The following is an 18,906-nucleotide window of genomic DNA, read 5'->3' as shown; positions in this document are numbered from 1 at the left end:
AGGGCGGACGGGCGGAAGGGGGTCGGCGGAAAGCGTTTCGCGGAAAGCGTCAGGCGGCGACGGGGGCGAGCGCGCGCACGGCGCGCAAGCCGAGCTCGGCCGCCTCCAGCGCCCGGGCGATATCCGCGCCGGTATGGGCGGCACTCAGGAACATGTTGTGCTGGGGGTGGAAATAGACGCCGGCCTTGAGCGCCGCCGTGCAGAAGGCGAAGCCCTTGCGCAGATCCGCGTCGTCCTCGAACAGCACCATGGGCATCTGCACCGGGCCGGTCTGGCGGAGCGGGATGGCGTGGCTTTCGCTCAGCCTGGCAAGCCCCTCGCGCAGCGCGGTGCCCATCGCCTCCATGTGGGCGAGCGCGTTGTCGCGGCGCAGGATGGTGAGCGTCGCCACCGCCGCCGCCATCGAGACCGCCCCGCACCAGAAGGAGCCGGTGGTGAAGATCGACTGCGTCGCCGCGCGGAACCGGTCATTGCCGGTCACGGCGGAAAGCGCGTAGCCGTTGGCGATGGATTTCGACCAGGCGGAAAGGTCCGGGCGCACGCCGACCCGCTCCCAGCTGCCGCCGAGGTCGAGCCGGAAGCCGGCGCGCACGTCGTCGACGATCAGCGCCGCGTCGGCCGCATCCGCCGCCGCACGCGCGGCCTGCGCGAAGGCGACCGTCGGCAGTTCCTGGTCCTTGCCGTAATCATGCCGGAAGGCGCTGACGATGATGCCCGCCAGGTCGCCGCCGGCCGCGTCCACCGCCGCGTTCAGGCTGTCGACGTCGTTATAGGTGTAGGTGAGGATATGCGCGCGATCCTCCGAGGTGACGCCGACCAGCGAGGGCGAACACCACGGCACCGCGCCGTGATAGGCCCCCTGCGCGACCAGGATCTTGCGCTTGCCGGTGCCGGCCCGGGCGATGGTGACGGCGGTGGTGGTCGCGTCCGTGCCGTTCTTCTCGAACTGCGCCCAGTCGGCATGCGGGATAAGCTCCACCATGAGCTCGGCGAGTTCCACCATGGCCTGCGCCGGGCCGTTCATGGCGTCGCCCTTCTGCAGCTGGGCGAGCGCGGCGGCGTCGACTTCCCGGTGGTGGTGGCCGAGGATGATCGGGCCCCAGCTGCACATGAAGTCGAGATATTCGTTGCCGTCGACGTCCCACAGCCTTGTGCCCTCGGCACGGGCGAAGAACTGGGGGTAGCCCTCGGGCAGATCCTTGGCGTGCATGTGCCCCCACATGCCGCCGGGAACCACGCGCAGCGCCCGCTCCCGCAATGTGCGATCCAGCGAGTTGGTCATTTTCGCCTCTTGCCTGTGCATGCCTAGAATTCAGCCGCAAGGGTGCGCAGGCGAGGACGGTGCGTCAATCTACCGAAAGTAAGACCCGCCGCCGAAACCGGGCGGGCGTGTCAGAATGGCCTGAGAGATTGTCGCAACAATTCAGTATGTTGATGCGATCAATGCAGGAGCAGATGATCCGATGGCGGCTTTCCAACCCCGTCCCGCCGACGCCCTCGTGGTGGTCGATCCGCAGAACGATTTCTGTCCCGGCGGCGCGCTGGCAGTGACCGGCGGCGACGAGATCCTGCCGGGCATCAACAGGCTGAGCGGGCAATTCCCGCTGGTGGTGGTGACGCAGGACTGGCATCCCGCCGATCACACGTCCTTCGCCAGCAACCATGCGGGAGCGGCGCCGTTCAGCACCATCGCGATGCCGTATGGCCCGCAGATCCTGTGGCCGGACCATTGCGTGCAGGGCACGGCCGGCGCCGACTTTCATCCCGCCATCCACGATGGCGCGCTGCGCCGCGCCCATCTCGTCCTGCGCAAGGGCTGGCACCGCAGCGTGGATTCCTATTCCGCCTTCTTCGAGAACGATCACCGCACCGCGACGGGCCTCGCCGGCTATCTCCGCGACAAGGGCGTTCGGCGCTGCGTGTTTGTCGGCCTCGCCTATGATTTCTGCGCCGCCTGGTCGGCGCTGGATGCGGCGACGCTCGGTTTCGACGCGGTCATCATCAAGCCGCTGTCGCGCGCCATCGCGCTGCCGCTTGCCGAGGGAGGCACCACCGAGGACGCCGCCGAGCGCGATTTTCACGCCGCCGGAGTGCAGGTGGTCATTTCCCTGTGATGGGCCCTGTGCTGGTGCGGGGGTAGCTCCCCAGATGAGGCGCCAGCCGCAATCAGGCGCGCAAAGGACAACCCATGAAGATCGATCTCTCGGGCAAGACCGCCCTCGTCACCGGCTCCACCGAGGGCATCGGCTTCGCCATCGCCAAGGGGCTCGATGAAGCCGGCGCGAGCGTGGTGATCAACGGGCGCACCGAGCCGAAGGTGGCGGCCGCCCTGGCGAAGCTGGGGCCGAACGCGCGCGGGCGCGCCATCGATCTCGCCACGCCCGAGGGTCTGGCCGCGCTGGTCGCCGCCGAGCCGGCCTTCGACATCGTGGTCAACAATCTCGGCATCTTCCAGCCGGTGGATTTCTTCGCGGCGGACGATGCGGTGTGGGACCGGCACTGGCAGGTGAATGTGATGAGCGGCGTGCGCATCGCCCGCGCCTATCTGCCCGGCATGGCCGCGAAAGGGTGGGGCCGCATGCTCTTCCTCGGCTCGGAATCCGGCTACAACATCCCCGTCGAGATGATCCATTACGGGGTCAGCAAGACCGCCGACGTCTCGCTCGCCCGCGGCCTTGCCAAGCGCATGGCCGGCACGGGGGTGACGGTCAATTCGATCCTCCCGGGCCCCACCCTGTCCGAGGGCGTGGCGGAAATGCTCAAGGACGAGGTCGCCAAGGGCAAGACGCTCGAACAGGCCGGCATCGACTTCGTCAAGGCGCACCGGCCCTCCTCCATCATCGGCCGGCCCGCCACGGTGGAGGAGGTGGCCAGCATGGCGGTCTACATCGCCTCGCCGCTTGCCTCCGCCACGACGGGCGCCGCGCTGAGGGTCGATGGCGGGGTGGTCGAGTTCATCGTCTGACCCTCCCGGCGCGGGCGGTTGGTGGCGCTCTGCGGCAATCGCGCGGAACGGGGCACCCCAACGTATGGGTCCGGCAACCGAACGGGCGATTCCGGAGCGGCAGGCCAGCCCCTAGCCTTGGTCGTATCGAACGGGTGCGGCGTGCCGCGGCACCGCCTCCGCCGCCGGCTCGACGCCCGGCGGCGGGGAGGCTGGCGGCGCACGGCCCGGCATCGCCCAAGGAGCCCGACCATGGACCAGCAGCATTCCGGCACCGCGCTCGCGCCCGGCCAAACGGCGCCGGACTTCACCCTGCCCGCCACGCCCGACCAGAACCTCTCGCTCTCGGACCTCAAGGGGGCGCCGGTCATCCTCGCCTTCTACCCCGCCGACTGGAGCCCGGTCTGCGGCGACCAGATGGCGCTGTACAACGAGGTGCTGCCGGAGTTCCGCCATTACGGGGCGCAGCTGGTGGGCATCTCCACTGACGGCGTTTGGTGCCACAGCGCCTTCGCCGCCGAGCGCAAGCTGCATTTCCCGCTCCTGGCCGATTTCGAGCCGAAGGGCGAGGTCGCACGCGCCTATGGCGTCTACCGCGCCCATGAGGGCACGTCGGAACGCGCGCTCTTCGTCATCGATTCCGCGGGCCGGATCGCCTGGAGCCATGTCTCGCCGGTGGGCATCAATCCCGGTGCCGACGGCATACTCGGCGCGCTCGACCAGCTGGCGACGCCTCCGCAGCCGACGGGAGTCGCATCATGAGCCAGCTCAATCCGCCGGTAAGCGCCGACGACCATGCCGCCGGGCCTGAGGATGCGCCTGTCACGCTGGTCGAATATGGCGATTACGAATGCCCCTATTGCGGCATGGCCTACCCGGTGCTGAAGGCATTGCAGGAGGCTCTTGGCAGCCGGCTTCGTTTCGTCTTCCGCAATTTCCCGCTGACCGAAGCCCACCCGCACGCCTCCCGCGCGGCCGCCTTCGCCGAGGCCGCGGCGACGATCGGCAGGTTCTGGGAGGCTCACGACATGCTTTACGAGCATCAGGACGCGCTCGATGACCGCAGCCTGCTCGCCTATGGCCACGCGCTCGGGCTGGATCGCGCCGCCGTGCTCGCCGCCTTCGAGGGGGCGTATGACGAGAAGATCCGCCGCGACTTTCGCGGGGGGCTGCGCAGCGGCGTGAACGGCACGCCCTGCCTGTTCATCAACGGCCGGCGCTATGACGGCCCGGTCGACCTCGACACGCTGGTCGATAGCATCCAGCGGCTGGGCGACAGCTATGCCTGAACGCCTTCGCCGGCCGGCCTCAGCCGCACCGCCAGCGCCTCGATGAACAGCCGGACCTTGGCGGGCACCAGCCGGCGGCTGGGATAGACCGCCCAGAGAGCGAGCGGTTCGGGGGTGGCATCGTCGAGCGTGATCGCGCGCAGCCGCTCCCGCGCGAGGTCGTCCCGCACATTCCATTCCGAGAGATTGGCGATGCCGAGCCCGCCCACGCAGGCTTCGTGGATGGCATCGATCGAATTGGTGGTGAAACGGCCGGCGAGCCGGACGACATGATTGCCCGTCGCGGTGTCGAAGCTCCATTGCGGCTGGGCGATGCTGGTCAGGCAGGCGTGGCGCGACAGGTCCGCCAGCGTGGCGGGCATGCCGAACCGCGCGACATAAACGGGCGACGCCACCAGCCGGCGCGGATTGTCGGCGAGGCGCCGCGCAATGAGCGTGCTGTCGCCGAGTTCGGCGATGCGGATGGCAAGGTCGATGCCCTCGGCGACGATGTCGACCAGCGCGTCGGTCAGCCGGAGTTCCACCTGCACCTCGGGATGCGCCTCCATGAACTGTGCCACCAGCGGGGCGAGCACCTGCCGGCCGAAGGAAAGCGAGGCGTTCACCCGCAGAAGTCCGCTCGCGCCGGCGGTCGAGCCGCGCACGCTCGCGAGCGCGGCAGCCTGTTCCTCCACCAGCGCGCGGGCATGCGGCAGGAAGACGAGCCCCTCGTCGGTCAGCGAGAGCGCCCGCGTGGTGCGGTGAAGCAGCCGCACGCCGAGTTCGTCCTCCAGCGCGGAAATCAGCCGCGTCGCCTTCATCGGCGACAGGCGCAGCCGCCGCGCCGCCTCCGCCAGGCTGCCGGCGGTGACGGTCTCGATCAGCAGGGCCAGAGCCGCGAAATCCATTCTAACGAAATCCGATACGACTGAAGCTCAGATAATATCACTATAACAAAAACGCCGCCGGTCTATCTGTAACTCAACCCAACCCACATTCCCCCGCCACGTTTTGGCAGGGGCCGGGAGACCTCCCATGTCCATGCAGAATACGCTCGGCGGCGAGCGGTTGCCCCACGCCGCCCCATCCAAGCTCACATCGGCCCAAGCCACGAACTCCAAGGCGGGCGGGGCCAAGGCAGACGAGACCAAGGCACCCGCGACATCCGCCGCGGGCGCGGTGCTCGGCTTCGGCGCCACGTTCGCCATGGCCGCCGCCGCCGGCGTGGCCGTCGCCAACATCTATTACAACCAGCCCATGCTGGCGGTGATCGAGCAGGACCTGCCCGGCCGGCTGTCCGGCGCCATCCCCACGGCGACGCAGCTCGGCTATGCTGCCGGTCTGTTCCTGCTGGTGCCGCTGGGCGATCTGGTGGAGCGCCGCCGGCTGATCGTCATCCAGTTCGCGCTGCTGGCCGTTGCCCTCGCCTTCGCCGCGCTCGCCCCGGCCTCGCTCGCCATGGTGGCGGCGTCGCTGATGATCGGGCTCACCTCCACCGTCGCCCAGCAGATCGTGCCGCTGGCGGCGCATCTGGCGGCGCCGGAAAAGCGCGGCGCCACGGTCGGCACCGTGCTGGCCGGCATTCTCACCGGCATTCTGCTCAGCCGCACGCTGGCCGGCTTCGTCGCCACCCATGGCGGCTGGCGGGAAATGTTCTGGCTGGCGGTGCCGATGGCGCTCGCCGCCGCCGCGCTGATGGCCGCCATCCTGCCGCACAGCCCGCCGGATTCGACCATGAGCTACGCAAAGGCGCTGCGCTCGATCGGCCATCTGTGGACCGAATTCGCCGCGCTGCGGCGGGCGGCGGTGACGCAGGCGGCGCTGTTCGCGGCCTTCACCACCTTCTGGACCATCCTCGCCTTCCAGCTGGAGCAGCCTCAATTCGGCTTCGGCGCCGATATTGCCGGCCTGTTCGGCCTGGTCGGCGCGGTCGGCATCCTCGCCGCCCCGCTCGCCGGGCGCTTTGCCGACAAACATGGCGCGGCGGGCACGGTGCTGGTCGGCGCGCTGGTCACGCTGGCCTCCTGGGCGGTGTTCGGCCTGTGGGGCTCGCTGATCGGCCTGGTCGTCGGCGTCGTGCTGCTGGATTTCGGCATGCAGAGCGCCCTCGTCTCGAACCAGCACATCGTCTTCGCCCTGCGCCCCGCGGCGCGGGCCCGGCTCAATACCGTGCTGATGGGAGCGATGTTCCTCGGCGGCGCGGCAGGCTCGGCGGCCTCCACTCTCGCCTGGAGCACCGGGGGCTGGACCGCGGTGAGCCTGCTCGGAACCGGCTTCGCGGCGCTGGCCGCCGGGGTGCAGCTGCGCGAAGCGCTCCGTCGCCGGGCCTGACCTAAGGGAAGGACACCACCATGAAGCCCACCCGCATCCTCATCGTCGGCGGTTCGATCGGCGGCCTGTTCGCCGCCAACCTGCTCCACCGCGCCGGCTTCGACGTCACGGTGTTCGAACGCTCGGTACACGGGCTGGAGGGGCGGGGCGCCGGCCTCGTCGCCCAGCGCGAGGTGTTCGACATCCTGCGCGAGGTCGGTGTCGAGCGCCTCGCCCATTTCGGCGTGGTGGCGCAGGAGCGGATCCATCTCGACCGCGCCGGCGCCGTCCTCCAGCGCCAGCATGCCCCGCAGACCCAGCTCTCCTGGGACGTGCTGTTCCGCACCTTCCGTGACCTGCTGCCGGCGGCGCGCTATGTCGGCGGCCGGCAGGTGGTGGAGGTCGGCGAGGAGGCGCACGAGGCCTGGGTGCGCTTCGCCGATGGCGGCATCGAGCGGGGCGACCTGCTGATCGCCGCCGATGGCATCGGCTCGCGGCTGCGCGGCGCGGTCGCCGGGCCGGGCTCGCAGCCCGCCTATGTCGGTTATGTCACGTGGCGCGGGCTGGTACCCGAGCGCGACATGCCGGAGGAAGCCGCTCGCCAGCTGTTCGGGCGCTTCGCCTTCTTCGACGCGCCGGGCGCGCACATGCTGGGCTATCTCGTGCCCGGCGCGGATGGCTCCACGACGCAAGGCCAGCGCCGCTACAACTGGGTGTGGTATCGCGGCGTGGCGGCCGATGCCCTGGACGAAGCCCTGACCGACCGGGACGGCGTGCGCCGGCCCTATTCGCTGGCGCCGGGCCGGGTGCGGCCCGAGGCCGTGGAGGCGCTGCGCGCCGATGCCGGGCGCGCACTGCCGCCCGCCTTCCACGCGGCGGTGCTGGCGGAGCGCGCACCCTTTCTCCACGCCATCTTCGACTATGCCACCCCGCACATGACCTCGCCCCGCATCGCGCTGATGGGCGATGCCGCCTTCGTCGCCCGCCCGCACACCGCGATGGGCGTCGCCAAGGCGGCCGGGGACGCCTTCGCGCTGCGCGACGCGCTGAGCGGGCATGACGACCTCGCCGCCGCGCTCGCGGCCTATGAGGCCGCGCGGGGCCCGGCGGGACGCGCCATCGTCGCCTATGGCCAGCGTCTCGGCCGCTCGCTGGAGATCGGCTGAACGGGTGAACCGTGCTGCCCGGACAGCCTTGTCCGGGCGCCATCGCACGGCGCCACCGCACGGCGTCATGTCATCCGGCAAGGACGCCCGCGATCGGGAAAGAAGCCGGGCCCGTCCGGGCCGACCCTGCGGCACCCTTTCGCGACAGGAGATCCCCATGGCGAACGTGCTGGCCACCGGCCATTTCGCCCGTGACACCGCCTCGGCCGCCCCCAGGACGCCGTCGCGCCGGTGGGGCGGCTATCTGGCTCTCGGCTCCATCCAGCTGATGGCGGCCGGCATCGCCGCCGGCGACCTCACCGACGCGACCGCCGCCCTGCCCGCCGTCGCCGCCATGATGACGGTGGCCGGCGCGGCCGAGGCGGTACACGCGCTGGCCAGCGCAGACCGGGCGCAATGGCCGGCCCGGCTTGCCGGGGGGCTGGCCCTCGCGCTCGCCGGCGTGCTGATGCTCACCGACCCGTCCCTCGCCTCGCTCCAGCACACGCTGGCTCTGGGCGTGCTGGCGACTCTCGCGGGCGGATGCCGGCTGGCCGCCGCCTGGCCCCTGCGCCACCGGCCGGGCGAGAGCTGGCTGGTGGTCAGCGCGCTCGCCAGCATGGATGCCGGCATCCTCATGCTGGCCCTGTGGCCGGCGGCACCGCTCGGGCTGCTGGGCGCCATCATCGGCGCGGATCTGGCGGTGCGCGGGGCCGGTTTCATCGCCTTCGCGCTGGTGCGACGCGGGCAGGCTGAAGCTCGGGCACGGCGGTCGATTCCGCATTGACGATGCCGAATGGAAAGAACCCGCCGGCCCGCTGCGCGATAGTGGCTTCCGACAGCCACGCTGTCGTCCCTCCCCTCTCCCTTTCGCGGCGGCGCCGGATCCACCTCCGACGCCGCCTCTTTTCTTTCAGGCCGGCGGAACGAGCGCATGGCGCACGCCCCGGCACAGGCGCGAACGCTGCAATGGCCCCCGCGCATTCCCTTCCAAGCCCCGCCGAGCACGCCGCGCCGCCATGAACGCCATCGCGATCATCCTCGTCCTCATCGTCGGCGTCGTCGTCACGCACTGGTTCTCCCGCGCGCTGGGCGGGCGCATCGCGCTGCCGCTGGTGCAGATCGCCGCCGGCGCCGCCATCGGCCTCACCACCTCGTTCGGCGTGAAGCTGGAGCCGGAGATGTTCTTCGTGCTGTTCCTGCCGCCGCTGCTGTTCCTCGACGGCTGGCGCGTGCCCAAGCAGGACCTGCAGGACAATGCCGCCACCATCCTGTCGCTGGCCTTCGGGCTGGTGTTTCTCACCGTGCTCGGCGTGGGCCTGCTGCTCAACCTCATGATCCCGGCCATGCCGCTGGCGGTGTGTTTCGCGCTGGCGGCGGTGCTCTCGCCGACCGATGTCGTCGCCGCCACCGCCATGGTGACGAATGTGCCCATTCCCCGCCGGGTGCTGCGCATTCTCGAAGGCGAGGCGCTGTTCAATGACGCGTCCGGCCTCGTCTGCCTGCGCCTCGCCGTCATGGTGACGATGACCGGAACTTTCCCGATCTGGTCCTCCATCGCGGACCTTGTCTGGGCGGCGGCGGGCGGGATCGCCATCGGGCTGGCGTTCAGCCGGGCGATCGCCATCGCCAAGATGTGGATCGCCCGGCGGATCGGCGAGGATTCCTCCTCGCAGATCCTCATCAGCCTTCTCACTCCCTACGGCGCCTATCTTCTCGCCGACGCGATCCATTGCTCGCCGGTGCTCGCGGCGGTGGCAGCCGGCATCATGATGAGCCGGATCGAACTCAGCGCGCAGACGCTCGCCGTCACCCGCATCCGCCGCAACGCGGTGTGGGAGACGCTGCAATTCGCCCTCAACGGCTCCATCTTCCTGCTGCTGGGCGAGCAGTTGCCGGGCATCGTCGCGCGGCTGCACGCCAGCTCGGTGGAGAGCGGCCATGCCGGGCTCGGCTGGCTGGCAATGTATGTGCTGGCGGTATCGGTGGCGCTCGCCGTGCTGCGCTTCGGCTGGGTGTGGGTGTCGATCACCATCTGGCTGCGTCGCCATGCCGAGCAGGCCGGCGGCCGGCGCAAGCCCGACTGGCGGCTCACTCTCGCCATGTCCACCGCCGGGGTACGCGGCGCGGTCACGCTGGCCGGCGCGCTGAGCCTGCCGCTGGCGCTGCCGGACGGGGCGCCGTTTCCCTCGCGCGATCTCGCCATCCTCATCGCCGCGGGCGTGATCCTGGTCTCGCTGCTGCTCGCCAATGCCAGCCTGCCCAGCCTGCTGCGCGGCGTCTCGATGCCGCCCGAGCGGCACCCCGACCAGCAGGAGCGGGACGCGCGCATCGAGGCGGCCAACGCCGCCATCGCCGCTCTCGCCCGTGCCGGTGCCGGTGCCGGTGCCGGTGCCGTGGATCGCGGCACGAAGGGCGACCACCTCGCGGCCGTGGCGCAGGTCGCCGATTATTATCAGCATCGCCTCTCGCAATTGCAGCCGGAGGCGCAAACCCTTCCCGCCGCCAACACGCTGCATGAGGAGGAGCGCCTGCATGTCGTCGGGCTCACGGCCGAGCGCACCGCCATCGTCAACCTGGCGCGCGGCCACCGCATCACCGCCGACCTCGCCCACAAGCTGCTGCGCGAGATCGACCTCGCCGAGGAAGCCTTCCAGACCGCCGCCGATGGCTAGAGCATGTTCCGCAAAAGTTGAATGACTCTTGCGATCAGAACATGCTCCAGCCCATTGAATCTAGAGCATTTTCTTGTCGATCAGATGGTTCCATCTGATCGGAAAAGGCTCTCAGGCGTGATGGACCCGCGGGCAAACGCCATGCTTTTTTGGAATCGTTATCACAAACGGGGAATATCCGGCGTGCGATCCGAGTAATGGATAGGGTCCGATGCCGGGGATCTGCCCGGCCGGTCAGTCTCAAGACAATCAGGGGCGGAGTGGATCATGCCGGGAACACCTATCCGACGAGGCGATGTGGCAAAATTCGCCATCGGCGCCGCCATCATCGCCGCGGCTACCGGCGCCTTCGCCTATACGGCGGGCTGGCTGTCGCCCGGCCGCCTCACGCCCACCAGGCTCGTTGCCGCGCTCGCCCCGCCTGGCGGGCCCGCGCTCGGCCACCGGCGCAACCACGCCAAGGGCATCTGCTTCACCGGCGTGTTCGAATCGAACGGCAAGGGGGCCGAACTCTCGCGCGCCGGCATTCTTGCCGCCGGCACCTATCCCGCGCTCGGCCGTTTCAATCTCGGCACCGCCGATCCCAACGCGCCGGACGCCACGGTGCGGGTGCGCGGCATGGGTCTTCAGCTGACGGCATCGGACGGCACGCTCTGGCGCGCCGCGATGATCGACCCGCCCTTCTTCCCAGTGTCGACGCCGCAGGCCTTCTACGACCTGCTGACCGCCTCGCACAGCAAGGATCCGGGGGCGATGAAGGGCTTCATCGCGGCCAACCCGGAATTCGGCACCTTCGCCGGCTGGGCGAAGGGCGCGCCGTGGACGGCGAGCTATGCCGAGGACGCGTTCAACAGCCTCAACGCCTTCATCTTCATCGACGCGGCGGGCGCCCGTCATGCCGTGCGCTGGTCCTTTGTGCCGCAGGCGCCGGTGACGCCGATCACCGACGCGGAACTGACCGCGCTCGGCCCCGATCACCTGGAGCAGGAGATCGCCCAGCGCGTGGCGGCCGGCCCGCAGCGCTGGAATCTGGTCATCACCATTGCCGATGCCGGCGACCCGACCAACGATCCCTCGAAGGTCTGGCCGGCGGACCGGCGCACCATCGATGCCGGCACGCTGGTCGTGCAGAAGATCGAGGAAGAGCGCGACGGGCCGTGCCGCGACATCAATTTCGACCCCACCATCCTGCCGGACGGCATTGCCGTCTCCGATGACCCGTTCCCGGCGGCACGCTCGGCCGCCTATGCGCGCTCGTTCAACCTGCGCACATCGGAAGTGAAGGACTATCCCTATAACGCGACCGCCACGACGGGAGCCACGCCATGACAGCCAGCGCCATGACCCGGAACACCGTGACGGGAAGATCCACCTCCGCCACCCCGCGCTTCTCCGCCCTCCAGCGCCTGCTGCACTGGCTGATGGCGGTCTGCATCCTGGCGATGCTGTTCATCGGCGTCGGCATGAACTCCACCGTCACGCCGAAATACCTGCCGCTGGTCGAGACCCACAAGACGCTCGGCTTCGTCATCCTGCTGCTCGCGCTGATCCGGCTCGCCGTGCGCCTCGTCGTCGGTACCCCGCCACTGCCGGCCGACCTGCCGCCGCTGATCAAGCTCGGCGCGCATCTCTCGCATTACGGGCTCTATGCGCTGATGATCGGCATGCCGCTGCTGGGCTGGGGCATGCTGTCGGCCGGCGGCTATCCCGTGGTGCTGCTTGGCCATATCCAGCTGCCGGCCATCCTGGCACCCAGCGACGCCCTGCACACCGTGCTGTGGAATGCGCATTTCTATCTCGCCTTCGCCTTTTTCGGGCTGATCGCCCTGCATGTCGGCGCCGCTCTGTTCCACGGCTTCATCCGCCGCGACGGCGTGCTTGAGAGCATGGCATCGGTTTCCGCCCCGCGGGAGGCGACGCGGCCGAGGAAATAGCGGCCGGCGCTCCCTGTTTTCCCGGCCGGCCCCTGGCAAAGCCCCGCCCGTTGCAGAACGGAGCGGGGTTTTTCGCGTCTTGCACGCATCGTCTTGCACACATCGTCTTGCACACATCGTCCCGCACCCGTCGCGCTGCGTGCCGGGGCGGATGCCGCTCGGGTCCTTCGGTTTTGCGAAGCGCCACACGGGCGGTGTGTCATCCCGCAACAATGGGGGCCATTGCGAAAGAACCCGGACCCCGCTCCCCGCATCATCGCCTGCAATGGGGTTATGAGCGGAGATCGATCCATGTCCGGGAAAAAGAGCATCCGACGGTATGACGAACCGGCGGGCGGCTGGGGAGCGCTCAAGGCGCTGACCGAGCACCTCGTCGAGCAGGAGATTCCGGTCAAGGGCGCGACCACGCTGCTGCGCATGAACCAGCCCGAGGGCTTCGACTGCCCCGGCTGCGCCTGGCCGGACCCCAAGCACACCTCCTCCTTCGAATTCTGCGAGAACGGCGGCAAGGCCGTGGCCTGGGAAGCCACCGCCAAGCGCTGCACGCCGGAATTCTTCGCCGCGCACACCGTCGCCGAGCTGTCCACCTGGAGCGACTACGAGCTGGAAATGGTGGGGCGGCTCACTCATCCCATGGCCTATGACGAGGCGAGCGACTGCTACCTGCCGGTGAGCTGGGCGGAGGCCTTCGCCACGGTGGGCCGGCACCTCGCCGCCCTGCCGAACCCCGACATGGCCGAGTTCTACACGTCCGGCCGCGCCTCCAACGAGGCGGCCTTTCTCTACCAGCTGTTCGTGCGCGAGTTCGGCACCAACAACTTCCCCGATTGCTCGAACATGTGCCACGAGGCGACCAGCGTCGGGCTGCCGCAATCGCTTGGCGTCGGCAAGGGCACGGTGCTGCTGGACGATTTCGACAAGACCGACTGCATCTTCATCTTCGGCCAGAACCCCGGCACCAACAGCCCCCGCATGATGACGAGCCTGCGCGACGCGGCGCGGCGCGGGGCCTCCATCATCTCCTTCAACCCGTTCCGCGAGCGGGCGCTGGAGCGCTTCCAGTCGCCGCAGAACCCGGTGGAAATGGCCACCCTGACCTCGACGCCGATCAGCGGCCGGCTGCACCAGGTGCGGGTCGGCGGCGACATCGCCGTCATCAAGGGCCTGATGAAGGTCATGGTCGAGGCCGACGAGGAAGCCCGCGCCAGCCGCGGCATCGAGGTGCTCGACTGGGACTTCATCCGCGGCCACACCGCCGGCATCGACGCGCTGATGGCGGATGTGAAGGCCACGCGCTGGGACGACATCGAGCGCCATTCCGGCCTGACACGCGCGGTGATCGAGGAAGCCGCGCAGATCTACATGAAGGCCGAGCGCGCCATCGTGGTGTTCGGCATGGGCATCACCCAGCACCGGCACGGCGCGGGCAACGTCCAGCAACTCGCCAATCTCTGCCTGCTCAAGGGCAACATGGGCAAGGACGGCGCCGGGCTGTGCCCGGTGCGCGGCCATTCCAACGTGCAGGGCGACCGCACGGTGGGCATCACCGAGATCCCCACGCCCGAGTTCCTCGGCCAGCTGGAAAAGCGCTTCGGCTTCACCCCGCCGGCCAAGCACGGGCATAATGTCGTCACCGCGCTGGAAGCGATGGTGAAGGGCGAGGTACGGGTCTTCGTCAGCCTCGGCGGCAACATCGTCGCCGCCATTCCCGACTGGGAGCAGACGCACCAGGCCTTTCGCCAGCTGGACCTCAGCGTCCACATCGCCACCAAGCTCAACCGCAGCCACCTCATTCACGGCCGCGAGGCGCTGATCCTGCCATGCCTCGGCCGCACCGAGATCGACGTGCAGGCGACCGGCCCGCAATCCATCACCGTGGAGGATTCCATGTCGATGGTGCACGCCTCCACCGGCATGAACCAGCCGGCCTCGGACCAGCTCAAGAGCGAGCCGGCCATCATCGCCGGCATGGCGCGGGCCACGCTGGGCCGGCGCTCGGTGGTGGACTGGGAGGGCTTCATCGCCGACTACGACACGATCCGCGACGCCATCGAGGCGGTCATCCCCATCTTCGAGGGCTACAATGCCCGCATCCGCGTGCCGGGCGGCTTCCACCTCGTCTCCTCCGCGCGCGAACGCATCTGGGCGACCGCCTCGGGCAAGGCCAATTTCCTCCTCTATGCCGGCCTCGGCGAGGACCCCGCCCAGCACGATCCCGATGTGCTGTGGCTCACCAGCGTGCGCAGCCACGACCAGTACAACACCACGATCTATTCGCTCTCCGACCGCTATCGCGGTGTGTTCGGCCAGCGCGACGTGCTGTTTCTCGGCCCTGAGGAAATGGAGAAGCGCGGCCTGAAGGCGGATGAGCGGGTCGACCTCGTCACCGTCTGGGCCGACGGAATCGAGCGCGTCGTGCGCGGCTTCAAGGTGGTGCCCCACGCCTTCCCGAGCGGCAGCTGCGCGGCCTACTACCCCGAGACCAACCCGCTGGTGCCGCTCGGCGCGCACGATCCGCAGAGCTTCACGCCCTCCTACAAGGGCATCCCCATCCGCATCATCCGCTCGCAAGCCCGGACGGAGGCCGCCTGACCATGGATCCCGTCGCCCTCGCCCGCGCGCAGTTCGCCTTCACCATCGGCTATCACATCCTGTGGCCGACCCTCACCATCGGCCTCGCCTGCTTCATCACGCTGCTCAGCGGCCTGTGGTGGCGCACCGGTCGGGTGCTCTACCGCGATCTGATGCAGTTCTGGCTCAAGATCTTCGCCCTCGCCTTCGGCATGGGCGTCATCACCGGCGTGGTCATCAGCTACGAGGTCGGCACCAACTGGGCCGGCTTCTCGCGGTCCGTGTCGAATGTGATCGGCCCGCTCTTCATGTATGAGACGCTCACCGCCTTCTTCCTTGAGGCCGGCTTCATCGGCATCGTGCTGTTCGGCCAGGGCCGGGTGAGCCGGGGGGCGCATTTCTTCGCGTGCTGCATGGTTTCGGGTGGCACGCTGCTCTCCGCGACCTGGATCATCGCCTCCAACAGCTTCATGCAGACACCGTCCGGCGCGGTGGCGGACGCCCAGGGCATTTTTCACACGGTGAGCTGGTGGAACGTGATCTTCTCGCCGTCCTTCCCCTACCGGCTGGCCCACATGGTGTGCGCGAGCCTCATCACCGGCGCCTTCGTGGTGGCGGGCGTCTCGGCCTTCCATATGTGGCGCCGCCACTATGTCGAGGCCAACCGGCTCGCCTTCTCCATGGCGATGTGGCTGGCTCTCATCCTGGTGCCGCTGCAGATCTTCATCGGCGACCTGCACGGGCGCAACACGCTCGAATACCAGCCCACCAAGCTGGCGGCGATGGAAGGGCTGTGGGACACCACGCGCGGCCCGGCCATGACGGTGATCGCCTGGCCGGACATGCAGGCGGCGAAAAACCTCTATGCCATCGAGATTCCGCATCTGGCGAGCCTCTACCTCACCCATTCCTGGGATGGCGAGGTCCAGGGCCTGAAGGCGGTTCCGGCATCGGAGCGGCCCAACGTGCCGATCGTGTTCTTTGCCTTCCGCATCATGGTCGGCATCGGCCTCATCCTGCTCGCCACCGCGATCACCGGCGCCGTGCTGCGCTGGCGCGGCCGGCTCTACCAGACACGCTGGTTCCAGTTCCTCACCATGGCCACCACCCCGCTCGGCTTCCTCGCCGTGCTGGCCGGCTGGACCACCACCGAGGCCGGGCGCCAGCCCTGGGTCGTCTATGGCCAATTGCGCACGGCCGATGCGGTCTCGCCCGTCACCGCAAATGCCGTGACGCTCAGCCTCGTCGGCTTCATCGTCATCTATCATCTTCTGCTGCTGAGCTTCCTGTGGTTCGCCGGACGGGTGGCGATCCGTGGGCCCCGCCCCAGTGGCCCGGCATCCGGCACCGGCGATCGCGAGATCGAGCGCCTGCACCCCGGCATGGACCGCGCGAGCGCGACACTGGTGGGCGGCCCGCTCGTCCAGCCCACCGTCGGCGCGCCGCTGTCCCCCGCCCTCTCCCTCGACAACCCGCACGGAGCCTGACCCATGCTGGCGCATCTCAACGAGATCCATGTGCTGTTCGCCGCGGCGGTGGCGTTCTGCGTGACGGTCTACGTGCTGGCCGACGGTTTCGACCTCGGCGTGGGCATCCTGTTCCTGATCGCCCCGCGCGAGGCCGACCGCGACCTGATGATGGCCACGGTCGAACCGGTGTGGGACGGCAACGAAACCTGGCTGGTGATGGGCGGCACGCTGCTGCTCGCCACCTTCCCGGCGGGCTATTATGTGCTGCTGCCGGCCTTCTACCTGCCGATCATCTTCATGCTGTTCGCCCTCATCTTCCGCGGCATCGCCTTCGAATTCCGCCTGCAGACGATCGAGTTCCGCTGGGTATGGGACATCGCCTTCTCCGCCGGCTCGATCGTGGCGACGCTGTGCCAGGGCTTCGTCCTCGGCGGGCTGATCGGCGGCGTGAACGTGCAGGACGGCATGTTCGCCGGCGGCACCTTCGATTTCGTCACCCTGCTGGGTCTTGCCTGCGGCGCGGGGCTGCTCGGCGGCTATGCCCTGCTCGGTGCCGGCTGGCTGATCTGGAAGACCGACGGGGCGACCCAGGTCTTCGCGCGGGAAGTGGCGCATGCCGCACTGATCCTCACCGCCGCCATGATGGCGCTGGTCAGCGCGTGGAGCGCCTGGAGCGTGCCGGAAGTGGCGGCGCGCTGGTTCGCCTGGCCCAACATCGCCTTCCTCGCCCCGGTGCCGCTCGTCACCATCGGCGTGCTGACGATGATCTGGCGCGGCATCTGGACCGGGGGGGAGACCCGCACCTTCCTCGGGGCCATCGCGGTTTTCCTGCTCGGCTTCCTCGGCCTCGTGATCAGCCTGTTTCCCTATGTCGTGCCGCGCCACGTCACGGTGTGGGACGGCATTGCCGATCCGCAGGCCCTTCTGTTCGTGGGGGTGGGCGTCGCCGTCATCCTGCCCATCGTCCTCGCCTATCAGGCGCATGCCTACTGGGTGTTCCGCGGCAAGGCGCGGGTGCATCATGGCTATGGCGGCGAGGATCACAGCACCGGCAGCGCCCGCCAGCCTGCGGAGTGAGCCGGCACCCGGGCCCCGGCGCTGTAGCCCCGGCACCGGAGCGCCGGCATCTCGGGGGCTGGCGGGCCCGTCCCCCCGGCGGGCGAGATGCCGCAAAGGTCATGGGGGATTTTCCTCACCGTCTCGACATAGGCAGCCGGCCTATCTTACGATCCTGCGACAGGCCATGTAGAACTGGCAGTATCATCGGACCGGTTGCCGCTTCACGGTGGCCTCCCCCCTATCGGGTATATTGATGGAACGTGTTCCCAGCCCAGCGTCGCCGCCGGAAGCCATTCGGGCGGGCAAGAAGACGCCGCGCATCCTCATGTACAGCCACGACACCTACGGGCTGGGACATATCCGTCGCTCGCGCGCCATCGCCAACGCGCTGGTGGGCGCCCATGGCAACGTGTCGGTCCTCATCATTTCGGGCTCGGCGCTCGCGGGCAGCTTCAATTTCGCGCCCGGCATCGACTTCGTGCATGTGCCCGGCATCGCCAAGAGCGAGAATGGCAGCTATGGCAGCGCCAATCTGCGCCTCGACCTCGCCGAGGTCACGGCCATCCGCGAATCGCTGATCCGCCAGACCGCCGAATCGTTCCGCCCCGACATCTTCATCGCCGACAAGGAGCCGGCCGGCTTCCGCGGCGAATTGGTGCCGAGCCTCAAATTGATGGGCGCCATGGGCACGCGCCGCATCATCGGCGTGCGCGACGTGCTCGACAGCCCCGAGATCATCCGCGCCGAATGGCACGACAAGGGCGCGGTCCGCGCCATGACCGATTATTACGACGACGTGCTGGTCTATGGCTCGGAAGCGTTCTACCGCCCGCTCGACGCCATGCCGATGCCGGCGGACCTGCATGCCCGCATCGTCTATACCGGCTATCTGCGCCGCTCGGTGCCGGTCGGCAATTCCGGCGTGCGCTATCCGCGCAGCACCAAGGGGCCCTTCATCCTCGTCACCACCGGCGGCGGTGCGGACGGCGCAGGGCTGATCGACTGGGTCATTTCGGCCTATGAGGCCAATCCCGACATTCCCTTGCCGGCGGTGATCGCGTTCGGGCCCTTCCTGTCCAACACCCAGCGCAGCCACTTCCAGGAGCGCATCGACCGGCTCGCCAAGGTGGACGCGATCGTGTTCGATCCCAAGATCGAACAGCTGATGAGCCGGGCCACCGCCGTGGTCGCCATGGGCGGCTACAACACCTTCTGCGAGATCCTCTCCTTCGACAAGCCGGCCCTGCTGGTGCCGCGCTCGCGCCCGCGCCAGGAGCAGCTGATCCGCGCCACGCGGGCGGAGCAGCTCGGCCTCATGCGCATGCTGGTCGATCCGGTGGAGGAAGGCGCGGCGACGCGCGATCCGCAGGTGATGGCCCGCGCCCTGGAGGCGCTCGCCCACCAGAAGCCGCCCTCGCAGGCCGCCACGCCCGGCATGCTGGACGGGCTCGCCAGCATCTCCAACCATCTGGCGCCCTATATCGAGGAACCGGCGGACGCCTGTGGCGCGTCCATCGGCCTCGGGGGCTGA

The 18,906-nt window shown here is 69.1% G+C and carries 16 protein-coding genes; 14 read left to right on the top strand and 2 right to left on the bottom strand.

Annotated elements, in window-relative coordinates; genetic code table 11:
- Window positions 1-49: 49 nt before the first annotated feature.
- A complete protein-coding gene (locus QOZ99_RS13505) occupies window positions 50-1,282 on the bottom strand; it encodes an aminotransferase class III-fold pyridoxal phosphate-dependent enzyme (RefSeq protein ID WP_306890508.1) in 1,233 nt (410 codons plus the stop codon).
- 181 nt (window positions 1,283-1,463) lie between these two features.
- On the opposite strand from QOZ99_RS13505, the gene pncA reads away from it, so the two are divergent.
- The 4 genes from pncA (at window position 1,464) to QOZ99_RS13485 (ending at window position 4,233) form a co-directional block, all read left to right on the top strand.
- Window positions 1,464-2,114 carry a bifunctional nicotinamidase/pyrazinamidase gene (gene pncA, locus QOZ99_RS13500; protein ID WP_306890507.1) on the top strand — a complete coding sequence of 217 codons (651 nt, stop codon included), beginning with the start codon at window positions 1,464-1,466 and terminating at the stop codon, window positions 2,112-2,114.
- Between the two features lie 74 nt (window positions 2,115-2,188).
- On the top strand, window positions 2,189-2,965 hold the full coding sequence (locus QOZ99_RS13495; protein WP_306890506.1) for an SDR family NAD(P)-dependent oxidoreductase: 777 nt from the start codon (window positions 2,189-2,191) through the stop codon (window positions 2,963-2,965).
- 231 nt (window positions 2,966-3,196) lie between these two features.
- Complete coding sequence (locus QOZ99_RS13490; RefSeq protein WP_306890505.1) at window positions 3,197-3,706, top strand: redoxin domain-containing protein; 510 nt, start codon at window positions 3,197-3,199, stop codon at window positions 3,704-3,706.
- Window positions 3,703-4,233 (top strand): DsbA family protein, encoded by a 531-nt coding sequence (locus QOZ99_RS13485; protein WP_306890504.1) that lies wholly within the window; start codon window positions 3,703-3,705, stop codon window positions 4,231-4,233. Before QOZ99_RS13490 ends, QOZ99_RS13485 begins: the two co-directional genes overlap by 4 nt.
- Here QOZ99_RS13485 and QOZ99_RS13480 read toward each other — a convergent pair.
- Window positions 4,224-5,120 (bottom strand): LysR family transcriptional regulator, encoded by an 897-nt coding sequence (locus QOZ99_RS13480; protein ID WP_306890503.1) that lies wholly within the window; start codon window positions 5,118-5,120, stop codon window positions 4,224-4,226. The two genes, QOZ99_RS13485 and QOZ99_RS13480, sit on opposite strands and share 10 nt — an antisense overlap.
- A gap of 298 nt (window positions 5,121-5,418) precedes the next feature.
- Between QOZ99_RS13480 and QOZ99_RS13475 the strand changes: the two genes are divergently transcribed.
- The 10 genes from QOZ99_RS13475 to QOZ99_RS13430 all read left to right on the top strand — a co-directional run bounded on the left by QOZ99_RS13475 (window position 5,419) and on the right by QOZ99_RS13430 (window position 18,906).
- The gene (locus tag QOZ99_RS13475; RefSeq protein ID WP_306890591.1) at window positions 5,419-6,543 is read left to right on the top strand and encodes an MFS transporter; all 1,125 of its coding nucleotides are present in this window, start codon (window positions 5,419-5,421) and stop codon (window positions 6,541-6,543) included.
- A gap of 20 nt (window positions 6,544-6,563) precedes the next feature.
- The gene (locus tag QOZ99_RS13470) at window positions 6,564-7,688 is read left to right on the top strand and encodes an FAD binding domain-containing protein (protein ID WP_306890502.1); all 1,125 of its coding nucleotides are present in this window, start codon (window positions 6,564-6,566) and stop codon (window positions 7,686-7,688) included.
- A gap of 157 nt (window positions 7,689-7,845) precedes the next feature.
- Window positions 7,846-8,454: a DUF308 domain-containing protein gene (locus tag QOZ99_RS13465; RefSeq protein ID WP_306890501.1), complete on the top strand. Its 609-nt coding sequence runs from the start codon at window positions 7,846-7,848 to the stop codon at window positions 8,452-8,454.
- Between the two features lie 232 nt (window positions 8,455-8,686).
- Entirely contained in the window at window positions 8,687-10,342 is a 1,656-nt protein-coding gene (locus tag QOZ99_RS13460; protein ID WP_306890500.1) for a Na+/H+ antiporter, read from the top strand.
- Between the two features lie 267 nt (window positions 10,343-10,609).
- The gene (locus tag QOZ99_RS13455; protein WP_306890499.1) at window positions 10,610-11,671 is read left to right on the top strand and encodes a catalase family peroxidase; all 1,062 of its coding nucleotides are present in this window, start codon (window positions 10,610-10,612) and stop codon (window positions 11,669-11,671) included.
- The gene (locus QOZ99_RS13450; protein WP_306890498.1) at window positions 11,668-12,276 is read left to right on the top strand and encodes a cytochrome b; all 609 of its coding nucleotides are present in this window, start codon (window positions 11,668-11,670) and stop codon (window positions 12,274-12,276) included. The genes QOZ99_RS13455 and QOZ99_RS13450 overlap by 4 nt, the downstream gene beginning before the upstream one ends.
- 291 nt (window positions 12,277-12,567) lie before the next feature.
- On the top strand, window positions 12,568-14,868 hold the full coding sequence (locus QOZ99_RS13445) for an FdhF/YdeP family oxidoreductase (RefSeq protein WP_306890497.1): 2,301 nt from the start codon (window positions 12,568-12,570) through the stop codon (window positions 14,866-14,868).
- A 2-nt stretch (window positions 14,869-14,870) separates the two neighbouring features.
- A complete protein-coding gene (locus QOZ99_RS13440; protein WP_306890496.1) occupies window positions 14,871-16,334 on the top strand; it encodes a cytochrome ubiquinol oxidase subunit I in 1,464 nt (487 codons plus the stop codon).
- A gap of 3 nt (window positions 16,335-16,337) precedes the next feature.
- On the top strand, window positions 16,338-17,393 hold the full coding sequence (locus QOZ99_RS13435; protein WP_306890495.1) for a cytochrome d ubiquinol oxidase subunit II: 1,056 nt from the start codon (window positions 16,338-16,340) through the stop codon (window positions 17,391-17,393).
- Window positions 17,394-17,628: 235 nt separating this feature from the next.
- Window positions 17,629-18,906, top strand: a complete 1,278-nt coding sequence (locus QOZ99_RS13430) for a glycosyltransferase family protein (protein WP_306890494.1) — start codon at window positions 17,629-17,631, stop codon at window positions 18,904-18,906.

The organism is Ancylobacter amanitiformis, assembly GCF_030814815.1.
GTDB classification, from domain to species: Bacteria; Pseudomonadota; Alphaproteobacteria; order Rhizobiales; family Xanthobacteraceae; genus Ancylobacter; species Ancylobacter amanitiformis.
This window is presented reverse-complemented; position numbering and strand designations above follow the sequence as displayed.

Bases quoted from the DNA above. Each gene is read 5' to 3' on its own strand.
- QOZ99_RS13480 (WP_306890503.1), bottom strand. From the start codon at position 5,120: ATGGATTTCGCGGCTCTGGCCCTGCTGATCGAGACCGTCACCGCCGGC.
- QOZ99_RS13470 (WP_306890502.1), top strand. From the start codon at position 6,564: ATGAAGCCCACCCGCATCCTCATCGTCGGCGGTTCGATCGGCGGCCTG.
- pncA (WP_306890507.1), top strand. From the start codon at position 1,464: ATGGCGGCTTTCCAACCCCGTCCCGCCGACGCCCTCGTGGTGGTCGAT.
- QOZ99_RS13465 (WP_306890501.1), top strand. From the start codon at position 7,846: ATGGCGAACGTGCTGGCCACCGGCCATTTCGCCCGTGACACCGCCTCG.
- QOZ99_RS13435 (WP_306890495.1), top strand. From the start codon at position 16,338: ATGCTGGCGCATCTCAACGAGATCCATGTGCTGTTCGCCGCGGCGGTG.
- QOZ99_RS13450 (WP_306890498.1), top strand. From the start codon at position 11,668: ATGACAGCCAGCGCCATGACCCGGAACACCGTGACGGGAAGATCCACC.
- QOZ99_RS13490 (WP_306890505.1), top strand. From the start codon at position 3,197: ATGGACCAGCAGCATTCCGGCACCGCGCTCGCGCCCGGCCAAACGGCG.
- QOZ99_RS13445 (WP_306890497.1), top strand. From the start codon at position 12,568: ATGTCCGGGAAAAAGAGCATCCGACGGTATGACGAACCGGCGGGCGGC.
- QOZ99_RS13475 (WP_306890591.1), top strand. From the start codon at position 5,419: ATGGCCGCCGCCGCCGGCGTGGCCGTCGCCAACATCTATTACAACCAG.
- QOZ99_RS13460 (WP_306890500.1), top strand. From the start codon at position 8,687: ATGAACGCCATCGCGATCATCCTCGTCCTCATCGTCGGCGTCGTCGTC.
- QOZ99_RS13455 (WP_306890499.1), top strand. From the start codon at position 10,610: ATGCCGGGAACACCTATCCGACGAGGCGATGTGGCAAAATTCGCCATC.
- QOZ99_RS13430 (WP_306890494.1), top strand. From the start codon at position 17,629: ATGGAACGTGTTCCCAGCCCAGCGTCGCCGCCGGAAGCCATTCGGGCG.
- QOZ99_RS13495 (WP_306890506.1), top strand. From the start codon at position 2,189: ATGAAGATCGATCTCTCGGGCAAGACCGCCCTCGTCACCGGCTCCACC.
- QOZ99_RS13485 (WP_306890504.1), top strand. From the start codon at position 3,703: ATGAGCCAGCTCAATCCGCCGGTAAGCGCCGACGACCATGCCGCCGGG.
- QOZ99_RS13505 (WP_306890508.1), bottom strand. From the start codon at position 1,282: ATGACCAACTCGCTGGATCGCACATTGCGGGAGCGGGCGCTGCGCGTG.
- QOZ99_RS13440 (WP_306890496.1), top strand. From the start codon at position 14,871: ATGGATCCCGTCGCCCTCGCCCGCGCGCAGTTCGCCTTCACCATCGGC.